This window comes from Nocardioides sp. T2.26MG-1, from assembly GCF_950101795.1.
In the GTDB taxonomy this organism is placed as follows: Bacteria; Actinomycetota; Actinomycetes; order Propionibacteriales; family Nocardioidaceae; genus Nocardioides.
Genome location: NZ_CATNLZ010000033.1, coordinates 114554 through 132584 on the forward strand (window position 1 = coordinate 114554; position 18031 = coordinate 132584).

15 protein-coding genes and 1 pseudogene are annotated in these 18031 nt (G+C 73.0%); 8 read left to right on the forward strand and 8 right to left on the reverse strand.

Features of this window, described 5'->3' with window-relative positions; translation table 11 throughout:
• Nucleotides 1-62 precede the first annotated feature (62 nt).
• On the reverse strand, nucleotides 63-659 hold the full coding sequence (locus QQZ14_RS18635) for a hypothetical protein (RefSeq protein ID WP_284535900.1): 597 nt from the start codon (nucleotides 657-659) through the stop codon (nucleotides 63-65).
• Complete coding sequence (hrpA, locus tag QQZ14_RS18640; protein ID WP_284535901.1) at nucleotides 656-4453, reverse strand: ATP-dependent RNA helicase HrpA; 3798 nt, start codon at nucleotides 4451-4453, stop codon at nucleotides 656-658. The genes QQZ14_RS18635 and hrpA overlap by 4 nt, the downstream gene beginning before the upstream one ends.
• A gap of 245 nt (nucleotides 4454-4698) precedes the next feature.
• On the opposite strand from hrpA, the pseudogene QQZ14_RS18645 reads away from it, so the two are divergent.
• From QQZ14_RS18645 to QQZ14_RS18660, 4 genes and pseudogenes are all read left to right on the forward strand, one after another.
• Nucleotides 4699-4806 (forward strand): annotated as a pseudogene (locus QQZ14_RS18645) (FAD-binding protein); the annotation flags it as partial.
• Between the two features lie 92 nt (nucleotides 4807-4898).
• A complete protein-coding gene (locus tag QQZ14_RS18650) occupies nucleotides 4899-6152 on the forward strand; it encodes an FAD-binding protein (protein ID WP_284535902.1) in 1254 nt (417 codons plus the stop codon).
• Between the two features lie 88 nt (nucleotides 6153-6240).
• Nucleotides 6241-6951, forward strand: coding sequence for a response regulator transcription factor (locus tag QQZ14_RS18655; RefSeq protein ID WP_284536220.1), 711 nt, complete (start codon nucleotides 6241-6243; stop codon nucleotides 6949-6951).
• Nucleotides 6948-8417: a sensor histidine kinase gene (locus QQZ14_RS18660; protein WP_284535903.1), complete on the forward strand. Its 1470-nt coding sequence runs from the start codon at nucleotides 6948-6950 to the stop codon at nucleotides 8415-8417. Before QQZ14_RS18655 ends, QQZ14_RS18660 begins: the two co-directional genes overlap by 4 nt.
• Before the next feature lie 54 nt (nucleotides 8418-8471).
• On the opposite strand, the gene QQZ14_RS18665 is transcribed toward QQZ14_RS18660, so the two are convergent.
• On the reverse strand, nucleotides 8472-9092 hold the full coding sequence (locus QQZ14_RS18665; RefSeq protein ID WP_284535904.1) for a TetR/AcrR family transcriptional regulator: 621 nt from the start codon (nucleotides 9090-9092) through the stop codon (nucleotides 8472-8474).
• 50 nt (nucleotides 9093-9142) lie between these two features.
• On the opposite strand from QQZ14_RS18665, the gene QQZ14_RS18670 reads away from it, so the two are divergent.
• Together QQZ14_RS18670 and QQZ14_RS18675 are read left to right on the forward strand one after the other, a co-directional pair.
• Nucleotides 9143-10693 (forward strand): flavin-containing monooxygenase, encoded by a 1551-nt coding sequence (locus tag QQZ14_RS18670; protein ID WP_284535905.1) that lies wholly within the window; start codon nucleotides 9143-9145, stop codon nucleotides 10691-10693.
• Nucleotides 10690-11532 (forward strand): SDR family NAD(P)-dependent oxidoreductase, encoded by an 843-nt coding sequence (locus tag QQZ14_RS18675; RefSeq protein WP_284535906.1) that lies wholly within the window; start codon nucleotides 10690-10692, stop codon nucleotides 11530-11532. Before QQZ14_RS18670 ends, QQZ14_RS18675 begins: the two co-directional genes overlap by 4 nt.
• A gap of 6 nt (nucleotides 11533-11538) precedes the next feature.
• Here QQZ14_RS18675 and QQZ14_RS18680 read toward each other — a convergent pair whose 3' ends face one another.
• Entirely contained in the window at nucleotides 11539-12885 is a 1347-nt protein-coding gene (locus QQZ14_RS18680) for a threonine/serine ThrE exporter family protein (RefSeq protein ID WP_284535907.1), read from the reverse strand.
• Between the two features lie 38 nt (nucleotides 12886-12923).
• On the opposite strand from QQZ14_RS18680, the gene QQZ14_RS18685 reads away from it, so the two are divergent.
• Nucleotides 12924-13475 carry a DUF402 domain-containing protein gene (locus QQZ14_RS18685; protein ID WP_284535908.1) on the forward strand — a complete coding sequence of 184 codons (552 nt, stop codon included), beginning with the start codon at nucleotides 12924-12926 and terminating at the stop codon, nucleotides 13473-13475.
• Nucleotides 13476-13494: 19 nt separating this feature from the next.
• On the forward strand, nucleotides 13495-14448 hold the full coding sequence (locus QQZ14_RS18690) for a glutamate--cysteine ligase (protein WP_284535909.1): 954 nt from the start codon (nucleotides 13495-13497) through the stop codon (nucleotides 14446-14448).
• 203 nt (nucleotides 14449-14651) lie between these two features.
• Here QQZ14_RS18690 and QQZ14_RS18695 read toward each other — a convergent pair whose 3' ends face one another.
• The 4 genes from QQZ14_RS18695 to QQZ14_RS18710 all read right to left on the reverse strand — a co-directional run bounded on the left by QQZ14_RS18695 (nucleotide 14652) and on the right by QQZ14_RS18710 (nucleotide 17985).
• The gene (locus QQZ14_RS18695; RefSeq protein ID WP_284535910.1) at nucleotides 14652-15749 is read right to left on the reverse strand and encodes a DNA polymerase IV; all 1098 of its coding nucleotides are present in this window, start codon (nucleotides 15747-15749) and stop codon (nucleotides 14652-14654) included.
• On the reverse strand, nucleotides 15746-16843 hold the full coding sequence (locus tag QQZ14_RS18700; RefSeq protein WP_284535911.1) for an FUSC family protein: 1098 nt from the start codon (nucleotides 16841-16843) through the stop codon (nucleotides 15746-15748). The genes QQZ14_RS18695 and QQZ14_RS18700 overlap by 4 nt, the downstream gene beginning before the upstream one ends.
• A 28-nt stretch (nucleotides 16844-16871) precedes the next feature.
• Complete coding sequence (locus QQZ14_RS18705; protein ID WP_284535912.1) at nucleotides 16872-17189, reverse strand: hypothetical protein; 318 nt, start codon at nucleotides 17187-17189, stop codon at nucleotides 16872-16874.
• A gap of 142 nt (nucleotides 17190-17331) precedes the next feature.
• Nucleotides 17332-17985: an HNH endonuclease family protein gene (locus QQZ14_RS18710; protein ID WP_284535913.1), complete on the reverse strand. Its 654-nt coding sequence runs from the start codon at nucleotides 17983-17985 to the stop codon at nucleotides 17332-17334.
• Between the last annotated feature and the right edge of the window lie 46 nt (nucleotides 17986-18031).

The window sequence follows — 18031 nt, forward strand, 5'->3', positions numbered from 1 at the left end:
TAGCGGCTGATTTTGGGACCCGGGGCTGCCACGGTCCGGCGTACTCGTCGAGTGTAACCGCGTCACGCCAACTCGTGTTCCAGCTCGGCGTGACCCGCCGCCTCGAGCTGCTCGGAGAGGACCAGCATCCGCTGCACCTCGGCGGCGTTCCGCTCGCCGAGCGAGGCCCGGCCGGTCGCGACCACCCGGGCGAAGGCCGCGGCACGCAGCAGTACGTCGGCGAAGTCGCCGGCGGCGATGCCGCGCAGGACCTGGTCGACCATCGCCTTGAGCTGCTCGGGACCCGGAGGGTCGGCGACGCCGGCCACGACCCGCGCGACCTGCGCGCTGCGGCGGCCCGCCTCGAACTCCCGGGACACCGCGACCGGCTCGGCGTACACCCACGAGCGCAGCAGGTAGAGGCGCCACAGGCAGCCGGCGAGCGAGTCGGCGGGCGCGCCGGACCAGACCTCGGCGATCGTCTCGATGCCCTCGGTGTCGGCGAGGTGCAGCAGCCGGTCGGCGACCGCGGCGTCGTCGGAGGCGCGGGCACCGCGCACCAGCAGGGTCGCGGCCCGGTCGGCGGCCTCGCTCACCAGCGCCGGGTCGGTCCCGCCGACCAGCGCCTCGAAGAAGCCGCCGCCCGGGGTCATCGGACGGTGGTGCGGTCGGTCTGTCACCGCGTCAGGCTACGTCGGATGCGCTGGTCGCTGACCGGGTACGGCGTGCCGAGCTGCTGCGCCCACAGCGAGACGCGGTACTCCTCGAGCATCCAGCGGACCTGTCGCAGGTGCTCGCCGGGAGGGCGCCCAGCCGGCAGCGCCTCGACGCGGTGCAGGTAGGCGTCCTGGAGGTCGGTGAGCTGGTCCATCAGCTGGCGGTCGCGGTTGACCTGTCCGGACAGCCGCTCGCGGCGCTGCTCGAGCGCGGCCAGGTAGACCGGGTAGCGGCGCAGCTGGGCCGGCCCGGCCTCGCCGACGAACCCGCGGTGCACCAGGCGCCCCAGCTGGGCGCGCATCTCGGTGAGCGCGGGCAGCGCCGCCATGTCCGCCCGGCCGCTGAGCGCCTTCTCCGCCCGGCGCCAGGCGTCGAGGACCCGGATCACGTCGCCCATCACCGCGCGCAGGTGCGCCTCCTGGTCGCGGGCCGCCTCGGCCCGCAGCGCCAGGTAGGCCGCCTCGTCGCGCACCGGCGGGCGCGCGTCGACCGCGGCGCCGACGACGGCCGCGCGGCAGTCGTCGAGCAGCTCGGCGACGCTGGGGTACGGCGAGCCCGCGAGCCCGAGCTTCTCGGCGTTGGTGAGGCCGTCGAGGACCTGCTTGACCGGCGAGGCGAGCTCGAGCAGCAGCAGCCGCCGTACGCCGAGGCGGTGCCGGGCGTCGGCCTCCTCGGCCGACCCGAAGACCTGCAGGCCGACGGTCGCGCCGTCGTCGACGAGCGCCGGGAACACCTGGACCTCGTGGCCGGCCCGCCGCTCGGTGTGGGTGGCGGGGATCGTGCCGAACTCCCACGTGGTCGCCCCCGTGCGCGCCAGCCCGCTCTCGCTGGCGACCTCGGCGATCGCCTCGGCGAACTTCGGGCGCAGCGGCGCCTTGAGCGCCTCGAGGTCCTTGCCCCGGGCCTGCTCGCGGCCCTCGTCGTCGACGACGCGGTACGTCGGGCGCAGGTGCTCGGGCACCTTGGACCAGTCCCACGCCTCGCGGGGCACGACCACGCCGGTGGTGGACCGGCACCAGCGCTCGAGCGCGTCGAGCAGCGGCTCCTCGCCCGGTGGCACCGCGGCCAGGAAGTCCCGGGCGGTGTTGGGGGCGGGCACGAAGCTCACCCGCAGGTTCTTCGGCAGGCTGCGGATCAGGCTGGTGACCAGCGCCTCGCGCAGGCCGGGGACGTTCCACGAGAAGTCCTCGGCCTCGACCCGGTTGAGCGTGGCCACCGGGACGTCGATGGTCAGGCCGTCGTCGGCGGCACCGGGCTCGAAGTGGTAGCTGATCGGGAACGTCAGGCCCTCGCCCTCCCAGACCTCCGGGTAGTCCGCCTCGCTGATCTGCTCGACCGTGTCGTGGGTGAGCATCGAGGGGTCGAAGGTCAGCAGCCGGCCGTTGCGCTGGCGCTCCCGCTTCCACCACTGGTCGAAGTGGGCGCCACTGACGACGTCCGCGCCGATCCGCGCGTCGTAGAAGTCGAACAGCGTGTGCTCGTCGACGACGATGTCGCGGCGCCGGGCGCGGTGCTCGAGCTCCTCGGCCTCCTCGAGCAGCCGCCGGTTGGTCTCGAGGAACTTGTGCCGGCTCGACCACTCCCCGTAGACGAGGGCATGCCGGATGAACAGCTCGCGGGACAGGACGGGGTCGACCTTGCCGTAGCCCACGGGCCGGTCGGCGACGAGCGGCACGCCGTACAGCGTGACCCGCTCGTAGGCCATCACGGACGCGCGCTTCTTGCTCCAGTGCGGCTCGGAGTAGGTGCGCTTGACCAGGTGCGCGCCGAGGCGCTCGGCCCACTCCGGCTTGATCGCGGCGTTCTGCCGCGCCCACAGCCGGCTGGTCTCGACGAGCTCGCCGGCCATCAGGAACTGGGGGTTCTTGCGGTGCAGCACGCTGCCCGGGAAGACCGCGAACCTGGCGCCGCGGGCGCCGAGGTACTCCCGCGGGCCGCGGCGCTCCTTCTCGCGTTCCTCGAGCAGGCCGATGTGGGAGAGCAGGCCCGACAGCAGCGCCTGGTGGATGCCGTCGTGGTCGGGGTTGTCCGCGGGCTGGCCGACCTTGATCTCCATCTCCTTGCAGACCTGGCGCAGCTGGGACTCGAAGTCCTGCCACTCCCGCACCCGGAGGTAGTTGAGGAACTCGCGACGGCACATCCGGCGGAACGCCGAGGAGGACAGCTCCTGCTGCTGCTCCTTGAGGTAGCGCCAGAGGTTGAGCCAGGTGAGGAAGTCGCTGCCCTCCGCCTTGAAGCGCGCGTGCAGCTGGTCGGCCTGGGCCTGCTCCTTGGGGCGGTCGGCGCCGGGCCGCTCGCGCGGGTCCTGCAGCGACAGCGCGGCGGCGATCACCACGACCTCGCGGACGCAGCCGAGCCGCTCGGCCTCGAGGATCATCCGCGCGAGCCGGGGGTCGATCGGCAGCCGCGCCAGGCGGCCTCCGATCTTGGTGAGCTTGCCCGAGCCCAGCGCGCCGAGCTCCTCGAGCAGCTGCACGCCGGCCTGGACGTTGCGCCGGTCGGGCGGCTCGACGAACGGGAAGCGCGCCATGTCGCCGAGCCCGAGGCTGGTCATCTGCAGGATGACGCTGGCCAGGTTGGTGCGCAGGATCTCGGGGTCGGTGAACTCCGGGCGGCCCTCGAAGTCCTCCTGTGAGTACAGCCGGATCGCGATGCCGGCCTCGACGCGCCCGCACCGGCCGGAGCGCTGGTTGGCGGATGCCTGGCTGATCGGCTCGATCGGCAGCCGCTGGACCTTGGTCCGCACCGAGTAGCGGCTGATCCGCGCGACACCGGTGTCCACGACGTACCGGATGCCCGGCACGGTCAGCGACGTCTCCGCGACGTTGGTCGCGAGCACGACCCGGCGGGTGGCGTTGCCATGCGACGAGAACACCCGGTGCTGGTCGGCGGCCGAGAGCCGCGAGTAGAGCGGCAGGATCTCGAGCCTCCCCCGGTGATCGAGCTTGTCGAGATCCGCGAGAGCGTCGGCGGTGTCACGGATCTCGCGCTCGCCGGGCAGGAACACCAGGACGTCGCCGGGGCCCTCGGCCGACAGCTCCTTGACCGCGTCGACGATCGCCTCGGTCTGGTCGCGGACGATCAGCTCACCCTCCCCGTCGACGAGTTCGGTTCCTGAGGAGGCGAGGGACGAGCCGTCTCGAAGGGCCATCAGCGGGCGGTAGCGGATCTCGACGGGGTAGGTACGCCCGGACACCTCGACCACGGGGGCTTCGAAGTGCTTCGCGAACCGGTCGACGTCGATGGTGGCCGAGGTGATGATCAGCTTGAGGTCGGGCCGCTTGGGCAGCAGCCGCTTGAGGTAGCCGAGCAGGAAGTCGATGTTGAGGCTGCGCTCGTGGGCCTCGTCGATGATGATCGTGTCGTAGCGGCGCAGCATCCGGTCGCGCTGCAGCTCCGCGAGCAGGATGCCGTCGGTCATCAGCTTGACCCGGCTGGCCCGCGACGTACGGTCCGTGAACCGCACCTGGTAGCCGACCAGGTCGCCCAGCTCGGTCCCGAGCTCGCTGGCGATCCGCTCCGCGACCGAACGCGCGGCGATCCGGCGGGGTTGGGTGTGCCCGATCAGCCCACCTCCGGACTTCGTCCTCCGGCCGCGGCCGAGCTCGAGGCAGATCTTCGGCAGCTGGGTGGTCTTCCCCGACCCGGTCTCCCCCGCGACGATCACCACCTGGTGGTCGCGGATCGCCGCGGCGATGTCCTCGCGGCGCTGGGTGACCGGCAGCTCCGGAGGGTAGGCGATCTGGAGCTCGGTCATGACCGGTCCATTCTGCCCGGCGGGTGGCTGTCGGTGCTCGGTGGTTTCGAGGCTCGCTGCGCTCGCACCTCAACCACCGAGGTCGGCTCGCTGCGCTCGCACCTCCACCACCGCATCGGTGGTTGAGGTGCGAGGGCCGCCAGGCCCGAGCCTCGAAACCACCGATCTAGAACGTGTTCTAGGATCCGGGCATGAGCGAGGTGCGGGAGTACGACGTCGTCGTGGTCGGGTCGGGGGGCGGGGCGATGACCGGCGCGTTCCTGGCGCAGCAGGCCGGTCTGTCCACCGCGGTGGTCGAGAAGACGTCGCTGCTGGGCGGCACCTCGGCCTACTCCGGCGGCGCCTGCTGGCTTCCGGGAAGCGCGGTGCAGCAGCGCGCCGGGATCCCCGACTCGACGGAGTCGGCACGGGATACCTCGAGGCGATCCTGGTCGACCCCGACGAGGTGCGGGTCGAGGCGTTCCTCGCCCACGCCCCCGAGCTGGTCGCCGAGCTCGAGGCGGACCCGGCACTGGACTTCGAGTGGCTGCCGTTCCCGGAGTACTACGACGCGCCCGGCCGGGTGCCGTTCGGCCGGTCCATCCAGCCGACCAACGTCAAGCGCGGCGACCTGCCCGAGCGGGTCGGCGAGCTGGTGCGGCCGCCGGTCGAGCGCGACCGGGCGGGCGAGGGTGGCCGCAACACGCTCAGCGGCGGCCAGGCGCTGATCGCGCGGCTCTTGGGCGGCTTCCTGCGCGACGGCGGCACCGTGCTGACCGAGCTGCCGGTGACCGGCCTGGTGCTCGACGGCGACCGGGTGGCCGGGGTGGCCGCGATGACCCCCGAGGGTCCGGTGGAGGTGCGCGCCCGGCGTGGGGTGCTGTTGGCGGCCGGCGGCTTCGAGGGGAACGCCGCGCTGCGGGAGGAGCACGGCGTGCCCGGCGACGTCGCGTGGACGATGGCGCCCGCGGGCACCAACACCGGCGAGCCGATCCAGGCGGGTGCGGCCATCGGCGCCGCGACCGACTACCGCGGCGTCGGGTGGTTCTGCCCCGGCCTGGAGCAGCCGGACGGCTGCGGATCGTTCACGCTGGGCTTCCGCTCCGGTCTGATGGTCGACCAGCACGGCCGGCGCTACGCCAACGAGTGCCTGCCCTACGACCGGTTCGGCCGCGAGATGGCCGCGGCGCCGGACCGGATCCCGTCGTGGTTCGTCTTCGACTCGCGCGAGGGCGGCCGGCTGCCGGCGATCGCGATGCCCGAGGGCGACCCCGCCGCCCACCTCGAGGCCGGCACCTGGGTGCGGGCGGACACGCTGGCCGAGCTCGCCGCGCTCATCGGCGTACCGGCGGAGGCGCTGGCCACGACCGTCGAGCGGTTCAACGGGTTCTGCGACACCGGGGTCGACGAGGACTTCGGCCGCGGCGCGGACGAGTACGACACGTTCTTCGCAGGTGGCACCGGCCCCAACAAGGCACTGACGCCCTGCACCGAGCCGCCGTTCCACGCCGCGCGCTTCGTGCTCTCCGACCTCGGCACCAAGGGCGGCCTGGTCACCGACGAGCGCGGCCGGGTTGTGCGCGAGGACGGGACGCCGATCGCCGGCCTGTACGCCGCCGGCAACTCCGCCGCGTCGGTGTTCGGCGCCGTCTACCCCGGGCCCGGTGCGCCGCTCGGCTCGGCGATGGTGTTCGCCTCGCTGGCCGTCCGCGACCTCTGACGCCGGTCGACGGGCGACTCACAGACTCCTCACAGCGACACAGCGCGTTCACAGGAGTGGCACAGGTAGCGTCGCCAGGGTGAGCGGCATGGAGCTGACCCGACCGGACGGAACCCCGCTGCGCGTGCTCGTCGTCGACGACGAGGTGAACATCGCCGAGCTGGTCTCGATGGCGCTGCGCTACGAGGGCTGGCAGGTCGCGGCGGCGCACACCGGCTCGAAGGCCGTCGCGGCCGCCAAGGAGTTCCGGCCGGACGCGGTCGTGCTCGACATGATGCTCCCCGACTTCGACGGCATGGAGGTGCTGCGCCGGATGCGCGCGGTCGACCCCGACGTACCCGTCGTGTTCCTCACCGCCCGCGACGCGGTCGAGGACCGGGTCGCGGGGCTGACCGCCGGCGGCGACGACTACGTGACCAAGCCGTTCTCGCTGGAGGAGCTGGTGGCCCGGCTGCGCGGGCTGATGCGCAGGTCCGGGGCGCAGCAGGCCGCGACGGCGTCCCTGCTGGTGGTCGGCGACCTCACCCTCGACGAGGACAGCCACGAGGTGTTCCGCGCCGGCGCGGAGGTGTCGCTGACCGCGACGGAGTTCGAGCTGCTGCGCTTCCTGATGCGCAACCCGCGGCGGGTGCTGAGCAAGGCGCAGATCCTCGACCGGGTCTGGAACTACGACTTCGGCGGCCAGGCCAACGTGGTCGAGCTCTACATCTCCTACCTGCGCAAGAAGATCGACGCCGGCCACGAGCCGATGATCCACACCATGCGCGGCGCGGGGTACGTGCTGAAGCCGGCGCCATGATCCGCACCGCCTGGCAGCGGGTGCGCGACGCGCTCGCCTCGCTCACCTCCCGGCTGGTCGTCACCACGGTGCTGCTCGTGCTGCTGGTGTCGGTGTTGATCGGCACAGCGACCACGTTCGCGGTGCGGTCGTACCTCACCGACCAGCTCGACCAGGATGTCCACGACGCCGCACGGCGCTATGCCTTCGAGGTGACCGGCGGTCCGGCCGGCGTCGCGCCCGATGCGGGGACCAGGATCCGGATCGCCGGCGACGGCCCTCCAGGCACCCTGAACGCGATCTGGACCTCCGCAGGTGAGGCGTCCGGCCAGGTCGGAACGCAGCGCTCCACCGGCGAGATCTCGACCAAGGCGTTGCCCCAGAAGACTCTGACCGCCCTCGGCAACCTGCGCACCAACGAGGCCGCGACGATCGACGTGCCCGGAGTGGGGTCATACCGGGTCGAGGTCGTCGCTCTCTCCGAGAGCGTCTCGATCGCGGCCGGACTGCCGACGAGCGACGTGGACGCGGCGGTCGCCAACGTCATCTGGTGGGAGGTGCTCCTCGCGCTGCTCGCCGTGACGGCGGCGGGTGGGGCGGCGCTGATCGTCGTACGCCGCCAGCTGCGTCCGCTGCGCGAGGTGGCCGCGACCGCGCACAGCGTGTCGGAGCTGCCGCTGGAGTCGGGCCACATCGACATCACCGAGCGGGTGCCCGACCACCTCACCGACGCCCGCACCGAGGTCGGCCAGGTCGGGGCCGCGCTCAACACGCTGCTCGCCCACGTCGAGACCTCGCTCGCGGCGCGGCACCGCAGCGAGCAGCAGGTGCGGCAGTTCGTCGCGGACGCCTCCCACGAGCTGCGCTCGCCGCTGGCGACGATCGCCGGCTACACCGAGCTGGCCCGGCGTCGTCCCGACGACACCGCCGGGGCGCGCACCGCACTCGACAAGGTCGAGGAGGAGTCGGACCGGATGACCGCGCTCGTCGAGGATCTGCTGCTGCTCGCCCGGCTCGACGCCGGCCGGCCACTGGAGCAGGCGCCGGTCGACCTGACCCGGCTGCTGCTCGAGGCGGTCTCCGACGCGCGGGTGGTCGCCCCCGACCACCGCTGGCGGCTCGACGTGCCCGACGACGCCGTGGACGCGCCGTACGAGGTGACCGGTGACGAGCTGCGGCTCCACCAGGTGGTCACCAACCTGCTCAGCAACGCCCGCCGCTACACCCCGGCCGGCACCACGGTGACCGTCACCGTGCGGCGCGACGGGTTCGCGGTGCACGACGACGGACCGGGCTTCCCGCCCGGGCTGGTCGAGCACGCCTTCGAGCGCTTCGCGCGCGGCGACGCGGCCCGCACCCGAACCGGCGAGGTCGGTGTCGGCCTCGGGCTGGCCCTCGTGCAGGCGATCGTCACCGCCCACGGCGGCTCGGTCCGACTCTCGTCCTCCCCCGGCGACACGACCCTCGACGTGCGCCTTCCGGGGTAGTCCCTGACGATCGGGCCCCTTGAGAGCGCTCCCAGGGGGCCCGATCGTCAGGGACTACCGCTCCGGCACGGTGCCGACGATCGCGGGCAGCGAGGCGGCGAGGACGTCGAGGAGCTGCTCGCGGGTGAGGCCGGAGGGGTCGGCGATCCAGGACAGCACGAGCTCCTCGGTCATCGCCGACCAGCCGCGGACCACCAGCCGGGTCGCGGGGGTGTCGGGGAGGATCTGACCGTGGTCGTCCTCGCGGAAGACCCGCCCGTTGAGCGCCTCGCGAGCCTCCTCGTAGATCTCACGCAGGGTCTCGTTGCCGCCGGCGGCCGCCTTGACCAGCGACAGGTAGCCCTCGTGGTTGGCCACGACGTAGTCGACGTACGCCGCGAGCGAGGTGACCAGCCGGACCATCGGCTCGCCCTCGGCGGGCGGCGCGGTCTGCTCGATGAGGTCGTCGGCCGCGCGGCGCACGACCGCCTCGTGGAAGTCGTGCTTGTTGCCGAAGTAGTGGTAGAGCAGGCCGCGCGAGATGCCTGCCTCCTCGGCGAGCAGGTCGATCGACAGCTCGTCGAGGGAGCGGGTGGCCAGCAGGCGGACGCCGAGGTCGAGCAGCTGCGAGCGCCGCTGGTCGGGCGTCAGCCGGGTGCGCTGGGCGGGCTGGGCGCCCTGGGTGCTCGTCGTCACGGTCCTCACTCTATTGACACTTTTTCAATAACGCCAGTACGGTCGGCGCCATGAGCGCGACCGGCACGCCCATCCCCGAGCAGCACGTCGACCACCTGATCGTAGGCGCCGGCTTCGCCGGGCTGTGCGCGGCCATCCGGCTCCAGCAGGACGGCGAGACCGACTTCCTCGTGGTCGAGAAGGCCGGCGACGTCGGCGGCACCTGGCGCGACAACACCTACCCCGGCGCAGCGTGCGACGTCCCCAGCCAGCTCTACTCGTTCTCGTTCGCGCCGAACCCCGACTGGTCGATGTCCTACTCCCCGCAGCCGGAGATCTGGGCCTACCTGCGCCGGGTCGCGCGGGAGTCGGGCACGCTCGACCGCTTCGTGTTCGACACCCGGCTCGAGGACGCCCGCTGGGACGAGACGAGCCAGCACTGGCACAGCCGCCTTGTCGGCCCGGACGGCGAGCGCACGGTCGTCTCGACGACGCTGGTCGTCGGTGCGGGCGGGCTCTCGGAGCCCAAGCTGCCCGCGATCGAGGGGATCGAGACGTTCCAGGGCGAGCTGTTCCACTCGGCCCGGTGGGATCACGACGTGGACCTGGCCGGCAAGCGGGTCGCGGTGATCGGCACCGGCGCCTCGGCGATCCAGATCGTCCCCGAGCTGCAGCAGCAGCTCGAGGCGACGGGCGGACACCTGGATGTCTACCAACGCACCGCGCCGTGGGTGATCCCCCGCAACGACCGCCGCTACCCCGCGTGGGAGCGGGCCGCCCTGCGCCACGTGCCGGGGCTGCAGCGGCTCTACCGCACCGGCATCTACTGGGCGCGCGAGACCTACGTGCCGGCGTTCACGATCCAGCCCAAGATCGCGCTGCCCGCCAAGAAGGCCGCGCTCGCCAACATCGCCCGCGGCATCCAGGACCCCGGGCTGCGCGCGAAGGTCACGCCGCACTACGAGATCGGCTGCAAGCGCATCCTGATCTCCAACACCTACTACCCCGCGCTCGCCGCCGACAACGTCGACCTGGTCACCGACCCGATCGCGGAGGTGACCCGCACCGGCGTCGTCACCGCCGACGGCGTGGAGCGCCCGGTCGATGTCCTCGTGGTGGCCACCGGCTTCTACACGACCGAGCTGCCGATCACCGAGCACGTCACCGGCCGCGACGGCCGCACGCTGGCCGAGGTGTGGCGCGAGTCCGGGATGGCGGCGTACAAGGGCACCACGGTGCCCGGCTTCCCCAACTACTTCATGCTGGTCGGCCCCAACACCGGGCTCGGCCACTCCAGCATGGTGTTCGTGATCGAGTCGCAGGTGGAGTACCTCCGCGGCGCGGTCCGGGCGATGCGCCGCGGGGAGTACGGCGCGGTCGAGCCGCAGCGGGACGCCCACGACGCCTGGAACGCCGGCCTCCAGCGACGGATGCGGCGCACCGTGTGGAGCACCGGCGGCTGCTCCAGCTGGTACCTCGACGAGCATGGCCGCAACACCACGCTGTGGCCGAAGTCGACGGTCACCCTGCGCCGTCAGCTCGCCCGCTTCGACACCGAGGCCTACGACCTGCGCCCCTCCCTGCCCGCCCCCACCCCCGCGAAAGAGGACGTGACCGCATGAAGACGCTCGAGGACAAGGTCTGCGTGGTCACCGGCGCCGGGTCCGGCATCGGCCGCGCGCTGGCGCTCAACCTCGCGGGCCGCGGTGCGCTGCTGGCGCTCAGCGACGTCGACGACGCCGGGCTCGCCGCCACCGTCGACCAGGTGCGCGCGGCCGGTGGCCGCGAGGTCCGCTCGGACCACCTCGACGTGGCCGACCGCGACGCGTTCGCGTCGTACGCCGCCTCGGTCGCCGACCACTTCGGCCGCGTCAACGTGGTCGTCAACAACGCCGGCGTCGCACTGGCCGGCAACCTCGAGGACCTCGAGTACGCCGACATGGACTGGATCATCGGCGTGAACTTCTGGGGCGTGGTGCACGGCACCAAGGAGTTCCTGCCGCACCTGATCCACTCCGGCGACGGCCACCTGGTCAACATCTCCTCGCTCTTCGGGTTGGTGTCGATGCCGGGGCAAAGCATGTACAACGCCTCGAAGTACGCCGTGCGCGGCATGTCCGAGGCGGTCCGCGAGGAGATGCTGATCGCCGGTCACCCGGTGGGTGTCACCGTCGTCCACCCCGGCGGCATCAAGACCGCGATCGCGCGCAACGCCCGCGTCTCCGCGCGCGAGGACAAGGAGAAGACCGCGAAGCTCTTCGACGAGAAGCTCGCGAAGATGACCCCCGAGCGGGCCGCGGAGATCATCGTCCGCGGCATCCTGCACAACCGGGCGCGGGTCCTCGTCGGGCTCGACGCGCACGCGGTGCACCACCTCGCCAAGCTCACCGGCTCTCGTTACCAGGACATCGTCGCCCGCGCCGGCAAGCGGGTGCTGCCCGACCACACCACGGTGGTCTGAGCCACCTCACGCGTCCTGGCCCCGCTCCTCGCGCCGGGCGCGCCGCGAGGTCCGGGTGCGCAGCGGGCCCACCAGCCGCGGCCCGGCGAGCCGGCTCTCCAGCCGGTGCGCCTCGCGCTTGAGCGGCTGCGCGACGAACTCGCCGAGGATCACGCCCGAGGCCAGGGCGATCGCCACCGACGCGGCCGTGATGATCGCGAGCAGTCCCTCCGACGTCTGCGCGCCGCCCTCGGTGAGCAGGCTCAGGCCGCGGTAGATCGACAGACCTGGCAGGAGCGGCACGATCGCGGGCACCACGACCACCAGCGGCGGCACCCGCAACCGGCCGGCGACGGTGTAGCTGACGACGCCCACGAAGAACGCCGCGAGCGCGGTCGGCCAGGTCCGGCCCACGTCCCCGATGCTGCCGGTCTGGGCGATCACCATCGCCGCCGCCGAGACCGCCCCCACCGGCAGCAGGGATCGCCGGGGCGCGTACGACGCGAACGCGAACGACGCGCCGCAGATCGCGGCGCCCAGCGCCATCAGCGAGACCGCCTTCAGGCCCTCGGCCGCGCCGGGGTTGAGCCGGCCGACGTCGACGCCGAGGACGTCGGCGAGCGTCAGTCCGCCGCTCACGCCGGCGATGATGCCGGCGGTCGCGAGCAGCGCCTCGGTGAGCCGGGCACCGGCGGTCACGTAGAACCCGGAGAGGGCGTCCTGGAGCGCGCCCATGAACCCGATGCCGGCCAGCAGCATGATGATGTTCGCGGTGACGGCGACGGAGGGGTCGAGGTCCGGCATGGCGGCCGCCGCAGCGACGGCGATGATCGTCGCGACCCCGCCGCCGGCCACCTGCTGGTAGAAGAACGGCAGCCGGCGCCGGGCCATCACGAGCTGGAGCCGGTCGATGCAGGCGGCCGCCACGAACGCGACGGCCACCACGGCCGGACCGCCGCCGAGCTGCAGACCGACGCCCGCGCACATCAGGCCCCAACCCAGGGTCACCGCCCACCGCGGCGTCAGGTGCCCCGAGGAGACGATCCGCGCCAGGCGGCTGCGGGCCTCCTTGAGGTCGACCTCGCCGCGCAGCACGTCGCGCACCAGGTGGTCGACCAGCGTGAGGTCCTCGTAGTCGATGTCGCGCTGCTTGACGTGGCGCAGCAACACCGCGGCCGGCTCCTCGGGGTCGCGCTGGTAGCTCATCGACAGCGACGTGAAGGTGATGTCGATCTCCGGGTTGCGCACTCCCAGATGCCACGCCAGCGACTTCATGGTCGCGATGACGTCGGCCGCGCCGGCGCCCGAGGACAGCAACAGCTCGCCGACCCGCAGACAGAAGTCCAGGGTCAGGTTGAGCTGGCGTTCGGGCATGGCCGCCATGGTGGCAGCCCGGCTGGTAGACAATCCAAATGACCCCGGCTGTGCCCCCGGACCCCGGCGACCGTGTGCGCGTGGTGATGACCAAGTGGCGTGACGGACCCCACTGGGAGTTCACCGCGACCTACCTCGGCCGAGACCACCACGGCGACTGGCTCGGGATCCCCGCCGGCACCCGGATGTCGCGGCCCGGAGCGACGTACGTCGCCCCCACCGACCAGGTCGGCCTCGCACCGGCCCCCGGGCCCGACGACGAGCGCGGGTGGCTGGCGACCTTCCACGCGGCGGCCGGGCCCGTGCGGGTCTACGTCGACATCACCACCCCGCCCGTGTGGGACGGCCCGGTGCTGCGCGCCGTGGACCTCGACCTCGACGTCGTCCGAGGCAACACCGGCCGGGTGTGGGTGGACGACGAGGACGAGTTCGCCGACCACCGGGTCGCCCTTCACTACCCCGACGAGCTGGCCCGGGCGGCGCTGGCCTCGTGCGAGCGCGTGCACGCGGCGGTCGCGGCCGAGGCCGCGCCGTACGACGGAACCGCTGAGGCGTGGCTCACCCGCTTGGGCTCTCTGCGCCGCGGTTGACCTGTGGAACGCTGGTGCGATGCGCATCGACTTCCACTCCTCCCCCGAGCCCACGCTCGGTGTCGAGTGGGAGCTGGCGCTCGTCGACCGGCGCACCCGCGACCTGCGCAACGACGCCACGCACCTCTTCGCCCGGGCCAAGCCGCGGCTGCCGGACCCCGACAAGCTCCACAAGGAGCTGCTGCGCAACACCATCGAGGTCGTCAGCGGGGTGTGCCACACGGTCGGCGAGGCGATGACCGACCTGCGCCGCACGCTCGAGGTGGTGGTGCCGGCCGGGGACTCGCTCGACCTCGACCTGTACGGCGGCGGCACCCACCCGTTCGCGTCGTGGACCGTGCAGCAGCTCTCCGAGGGCCACCGCTACGAGGAGCTGATCAACCGCACCCAGTGGTGGGGGCGTCAGATGCTGATCTGGGGCGTGCACGTGCACGTGGGGATGCCCGAGCGCGAGCGGGTGATGCCGGTGCTGTCCTCGCTCCTCAACTACCACCCCCACCTGCAGGCGCTCTCGGCGTCCTCGCCGATCTGGGCCGGGATCGACACCGGCTACGCGTCCAACCGGGCCCTGATGTTCCAGCAGCTCCCCACCGCGGGGCTGCCCTTCCAGTTCGAGCGGTGGTCGGAGTTCGAGTCGTTCGTCCACGACGAGCTCGTCACCGGGGTGATCGAGGAGATCTCCGAGGTCCGCTGGGACGTGCGCCCGGCGCCGCGCCTCGGCACCCTGGAGAACCGGATCTGCGACGGCGTCTCGGACATCACCGATCTGTCCGCTCTGGTCGCCCTCATGCACTGTCTGGTCGTCGACCTCGACACCCGGGCGGCCGCCGGGGAGACGCTGCCGACGATGCCGCCCTGGCACGTCCAGGAGAACAAGTGGCGCGCGGCCCGCTACGGCCTCGACGCGATCGTGATCACCGACGCCGACTCCGCCGAGCGGCTGGTCACCGAGGACCTCACCGACCTGCTGTAGCGGCTCGCACCGACCGCCGACCGGCTCGGGTGCAGCGAGGAGCTCGCCCTCGTCGCCTGCATCCCGGAGCGCGGGGCGTCGTACCAGCGCCAGCGCGCCGTCGCCGAGCGCACCGACGGCGACCTGGTCGCCGTCGTCGACTCGGTGGTGCGCGAGCTGAGCGACGGGCTCAACCGTTGACCCGCCCGTAACTTTCGGGCGGGTCAACGCTCAGTTGCGGGCGGGTCGACCATCTCGAGGCGGACGCCGAGCAGGCGGACCGGGCGGCCCTGCTCGACCCGGTCCAACAGCGACACCGCTGCCGCCTCGAGGACGGCCGGGTCGTTGGTCGGCTCGGGCAGCGTGAGGCTGCGACTGACGGTCACGAACGGGCGGTAGCGGACCTTGAGGCCCACCCGGGCGGCCGGCCGCCCCTCCCGGTCGAGGTCGGCGACCACCCGGCGGGCGAGCGTCCGGACCTCCTCGGTGACCCGAGACCAGTCCTCGAGATCCTCCTGGTAGGTCTCCTCGCGGCCGTGCGCCCGCGGCACCCACGGCGTCGCGTCGACCGGGCTCGTGTCGACCCCACGGCCGAGCCGGTGGAACCACGGGCCCATCGTCGGGCCCAGCTCGGCCGCGAGCACCCGGGCGTCGGAGCGGGCGAGCTGGTCGACGGTGTCGATGCCGAGCGCCGCGAGCTTCTTCGCGGTCTTGCCGCCGATCCCCCACAGCGCGGTGGTCGGACGCTCGCCCATCACCGCGAACCAGTTCTCCTCCGTCAGCTGCCACACCCCGCGCGGCTTGCCGAAGTCGGTCGCGATCTTGGCGCGCAGCTTGTTGTCGCCGATGCCGACCGAGCAGTGCAGCCGGGTCGCGGCCAGCACCTCCCCGCGCAGGTGCTCGGCGAACTCCCGCGGGTCGCCGAGGTCGCCGTGACCGGGACCCGCCGCGAGGAACGCCTCGTCCCAGCCGAGGACCTCGAGCACGACCGGCACCCCGCCCCACTCCAGGCCCCGCAGCGTCGCCATCACCTCCGCCGACGCCGCGTCGTAGGCGTCCTTGTCCACCGGCAGGAACACGGCGTCCGGGCACCGGCGCGCGGCCACCCGCAGCGGCATTCCCGAGCCCACCCCGAAGGCGCGGGCCTCGTACGACGCGGTGGCCACCACGCCGCGCTCCGTCGGGTCGCCCCGCCCGCCGACGACCACCGGGAGCCCCGCGAGCTCGGGGCGCCGCAGCACCTCGACGGCCGCGATGAACTGGTCGAGGTCGACGTGCAGCACCCAGCCCGGGCCCGCTCTCGGAGTGCTCGGCGCGCTCATCGCGGTGGCGGGGGCAGCGCCTCGGTCGACTCGAGCTGGTCGAGCCCCGTGACCATGAGCAGGTCGACCACCACCGACCGCAGCTGGGCCAAGATGGCCTCGGCGGTGAGCAGGTCCGTGCGCTCGACCAGGCCCGTGGCCTCGCCGACCGCGAGCAGCGCGGCCCGCGCGGCGGTCGCCATCCGGTCCTCGCCGAGCTCGTCGGCGACCTGGTCGGCCGCGTCGGCGAGGTCGAGGGCCAGCAGGGAGTACGACGGCGGCACGGGGCGCCGTCGGTAGGCCGCGACCGCCGTCTGCCGCACCAGCACCCGCGTGCTGCGCAGCGCCCGGTCGAGCGGGTCGACGAGGTCGACCATCTTGCGCAGGTCACCCTTGTGCCGCACCCGGAACGGCGACGACTCGACGACCGAGAGCCCCTCGTCCGCGGCGTCCTTCAGCTCGCGGATCAGGTAGTCGGTCGACCGCGCGTCGGCGAGCAGCTCCATCGCCCGCGCCGCCTCGCCGTCGGTCATCACCTCGCCCGCGGCCCGCAGCAGCGCGGCGGTCTTGCGCATCACGACCGCCGCCTGCTCCCGAGGCCGGCGCAGCGGCGCCGCGGGCACCACGGTGGCCGCGACCAGGGCCACCGCACCACCGACCACCGCGTCGGTCCACCGGGTGAACGCCGCGCCCGGGTCGGGCACCAGAGAGGCGACCACGATCGACTGGACCGCGGCCTGGGTGACGAACAGCTGACCGCCGTCGAGCAGGAACGCCGCCGACATCGCGAGCGCCACGATCAGCCCGATCTGCCACCAGCCCGACCCGAGCCCGGCCACGAGCAGGTCGGCGAGGAAGACGCCCACGGCGACCCCGACGGTCACCTCCGCGACCCGCCGCAGCCGCTGGCCGTACGACGTGCCGAGCGCGACCACTGCCGCCACCGGCGCGAAGAACGGCGTGGGGTGGCCGAGGACGTCGGCGGCGATCAGCCAGGCGACCGCGGCGGCGAGCGCACACTGGCCGATCTGCCAGGACTTGGACTGCCAGCGCCGGACCCGGGCGCGGGCCGAGGTGCGACCGCGGTCCCACATCCGGTCGAACGGCCCCTCCATGGCCGCGATCCTGCCACGGCCGGCCCCCTCATCCGGCGTGCGCCCAGTCCAGGGCCTGCTTCAGGTCGGCGAGGTCGCGGTACCAGGTGCGGACCTGCGTGCGGCAGCGCACCCGCGCGACGCGGGTGTCGTACTCGGCGCACTCCGCGGCGGCCTCGGAGTCGGTGGGCGGGAACTCCGCCGTGCCGTCGTAGTGCTGGATCTCGAAGCCGTTCGCGGCGTCACCGGTGACCTCGACGATCGTGTCGCCCGGGGGCTCGTCGACGGCGCCGACCGCGGCGGCGCCGAGCCCCCCGCAGGCGAACGCGACGGTGGCGACGGCGGTGAGGAGGACGGTGGTCTTCATGGGCAGCTCCCGAGGGTTCGTGTCGCCGGGAGGTCCGGCGCACGAGCGACGCTAGGAGCGGGCGGCGACGGCGGGGGCCGCGCGCCAAGCTGCCTGGGGAGACCGCCGACGAAGGGCGCGCTGTGGACGGAGAGCGGGCCGGTCAGCGCGCCAGCGTGACCGTGATCGTGCTGTCGGTGCACCCGTCGGCGAGCGACCTCATCGCGCTCTTCTCCGCGCTGTCGACCGACAGCCGCCAACGGTGCTTCACCGCGACCCACTCGCGCAGGTAGCGGCACCGCTGTTGGGCGGGCAGCCACTCGGCGACGTCCTGGTCGCCCTTGGACCGGTTGACCGACGCGGTCACCCCGACCAGGGTCCGGCGGTCGCCGAGGTCGTTGGCGTAGGCCTCGCGGGTCGCGTTGGACCAGCTGCCCGCACCCGAGTCCCACGCCTCGGCCAGCGGCACCAGGTGGTCGATGTCGAGCGCCGACGCGCTCGTCTGGGAGACGCCGTCGTAGTAGGAGTACCAGCGACCGCCCGTCAGCGCGCAGCCCGCGCCCACGCTCGGCGCCTCCTCCGCCTCGGCGATCAGCACCTCGTCGCGGGTGTCGCAGCCGTCCCCGTCGGCGTCGACCCAGTGCCGGAACAGGTCGCGCGAGTAGCCGGTGCGCGACTCGGTCGCGGTCGGCAGGTCGGCGATGGCCTGGGTCAGCGGCGCGGAGTAGTCGGAGGCGAGCGCCGCGGACGGCACCGCGACGACGCCGGCGACGGCGAGGGTGACGGACACGAGCGCGAGCAGCGGACGACGAACCATGAGGACTCCCGAGAAGGTGGTCGACGGTGCAACGGACGGGTGGGTG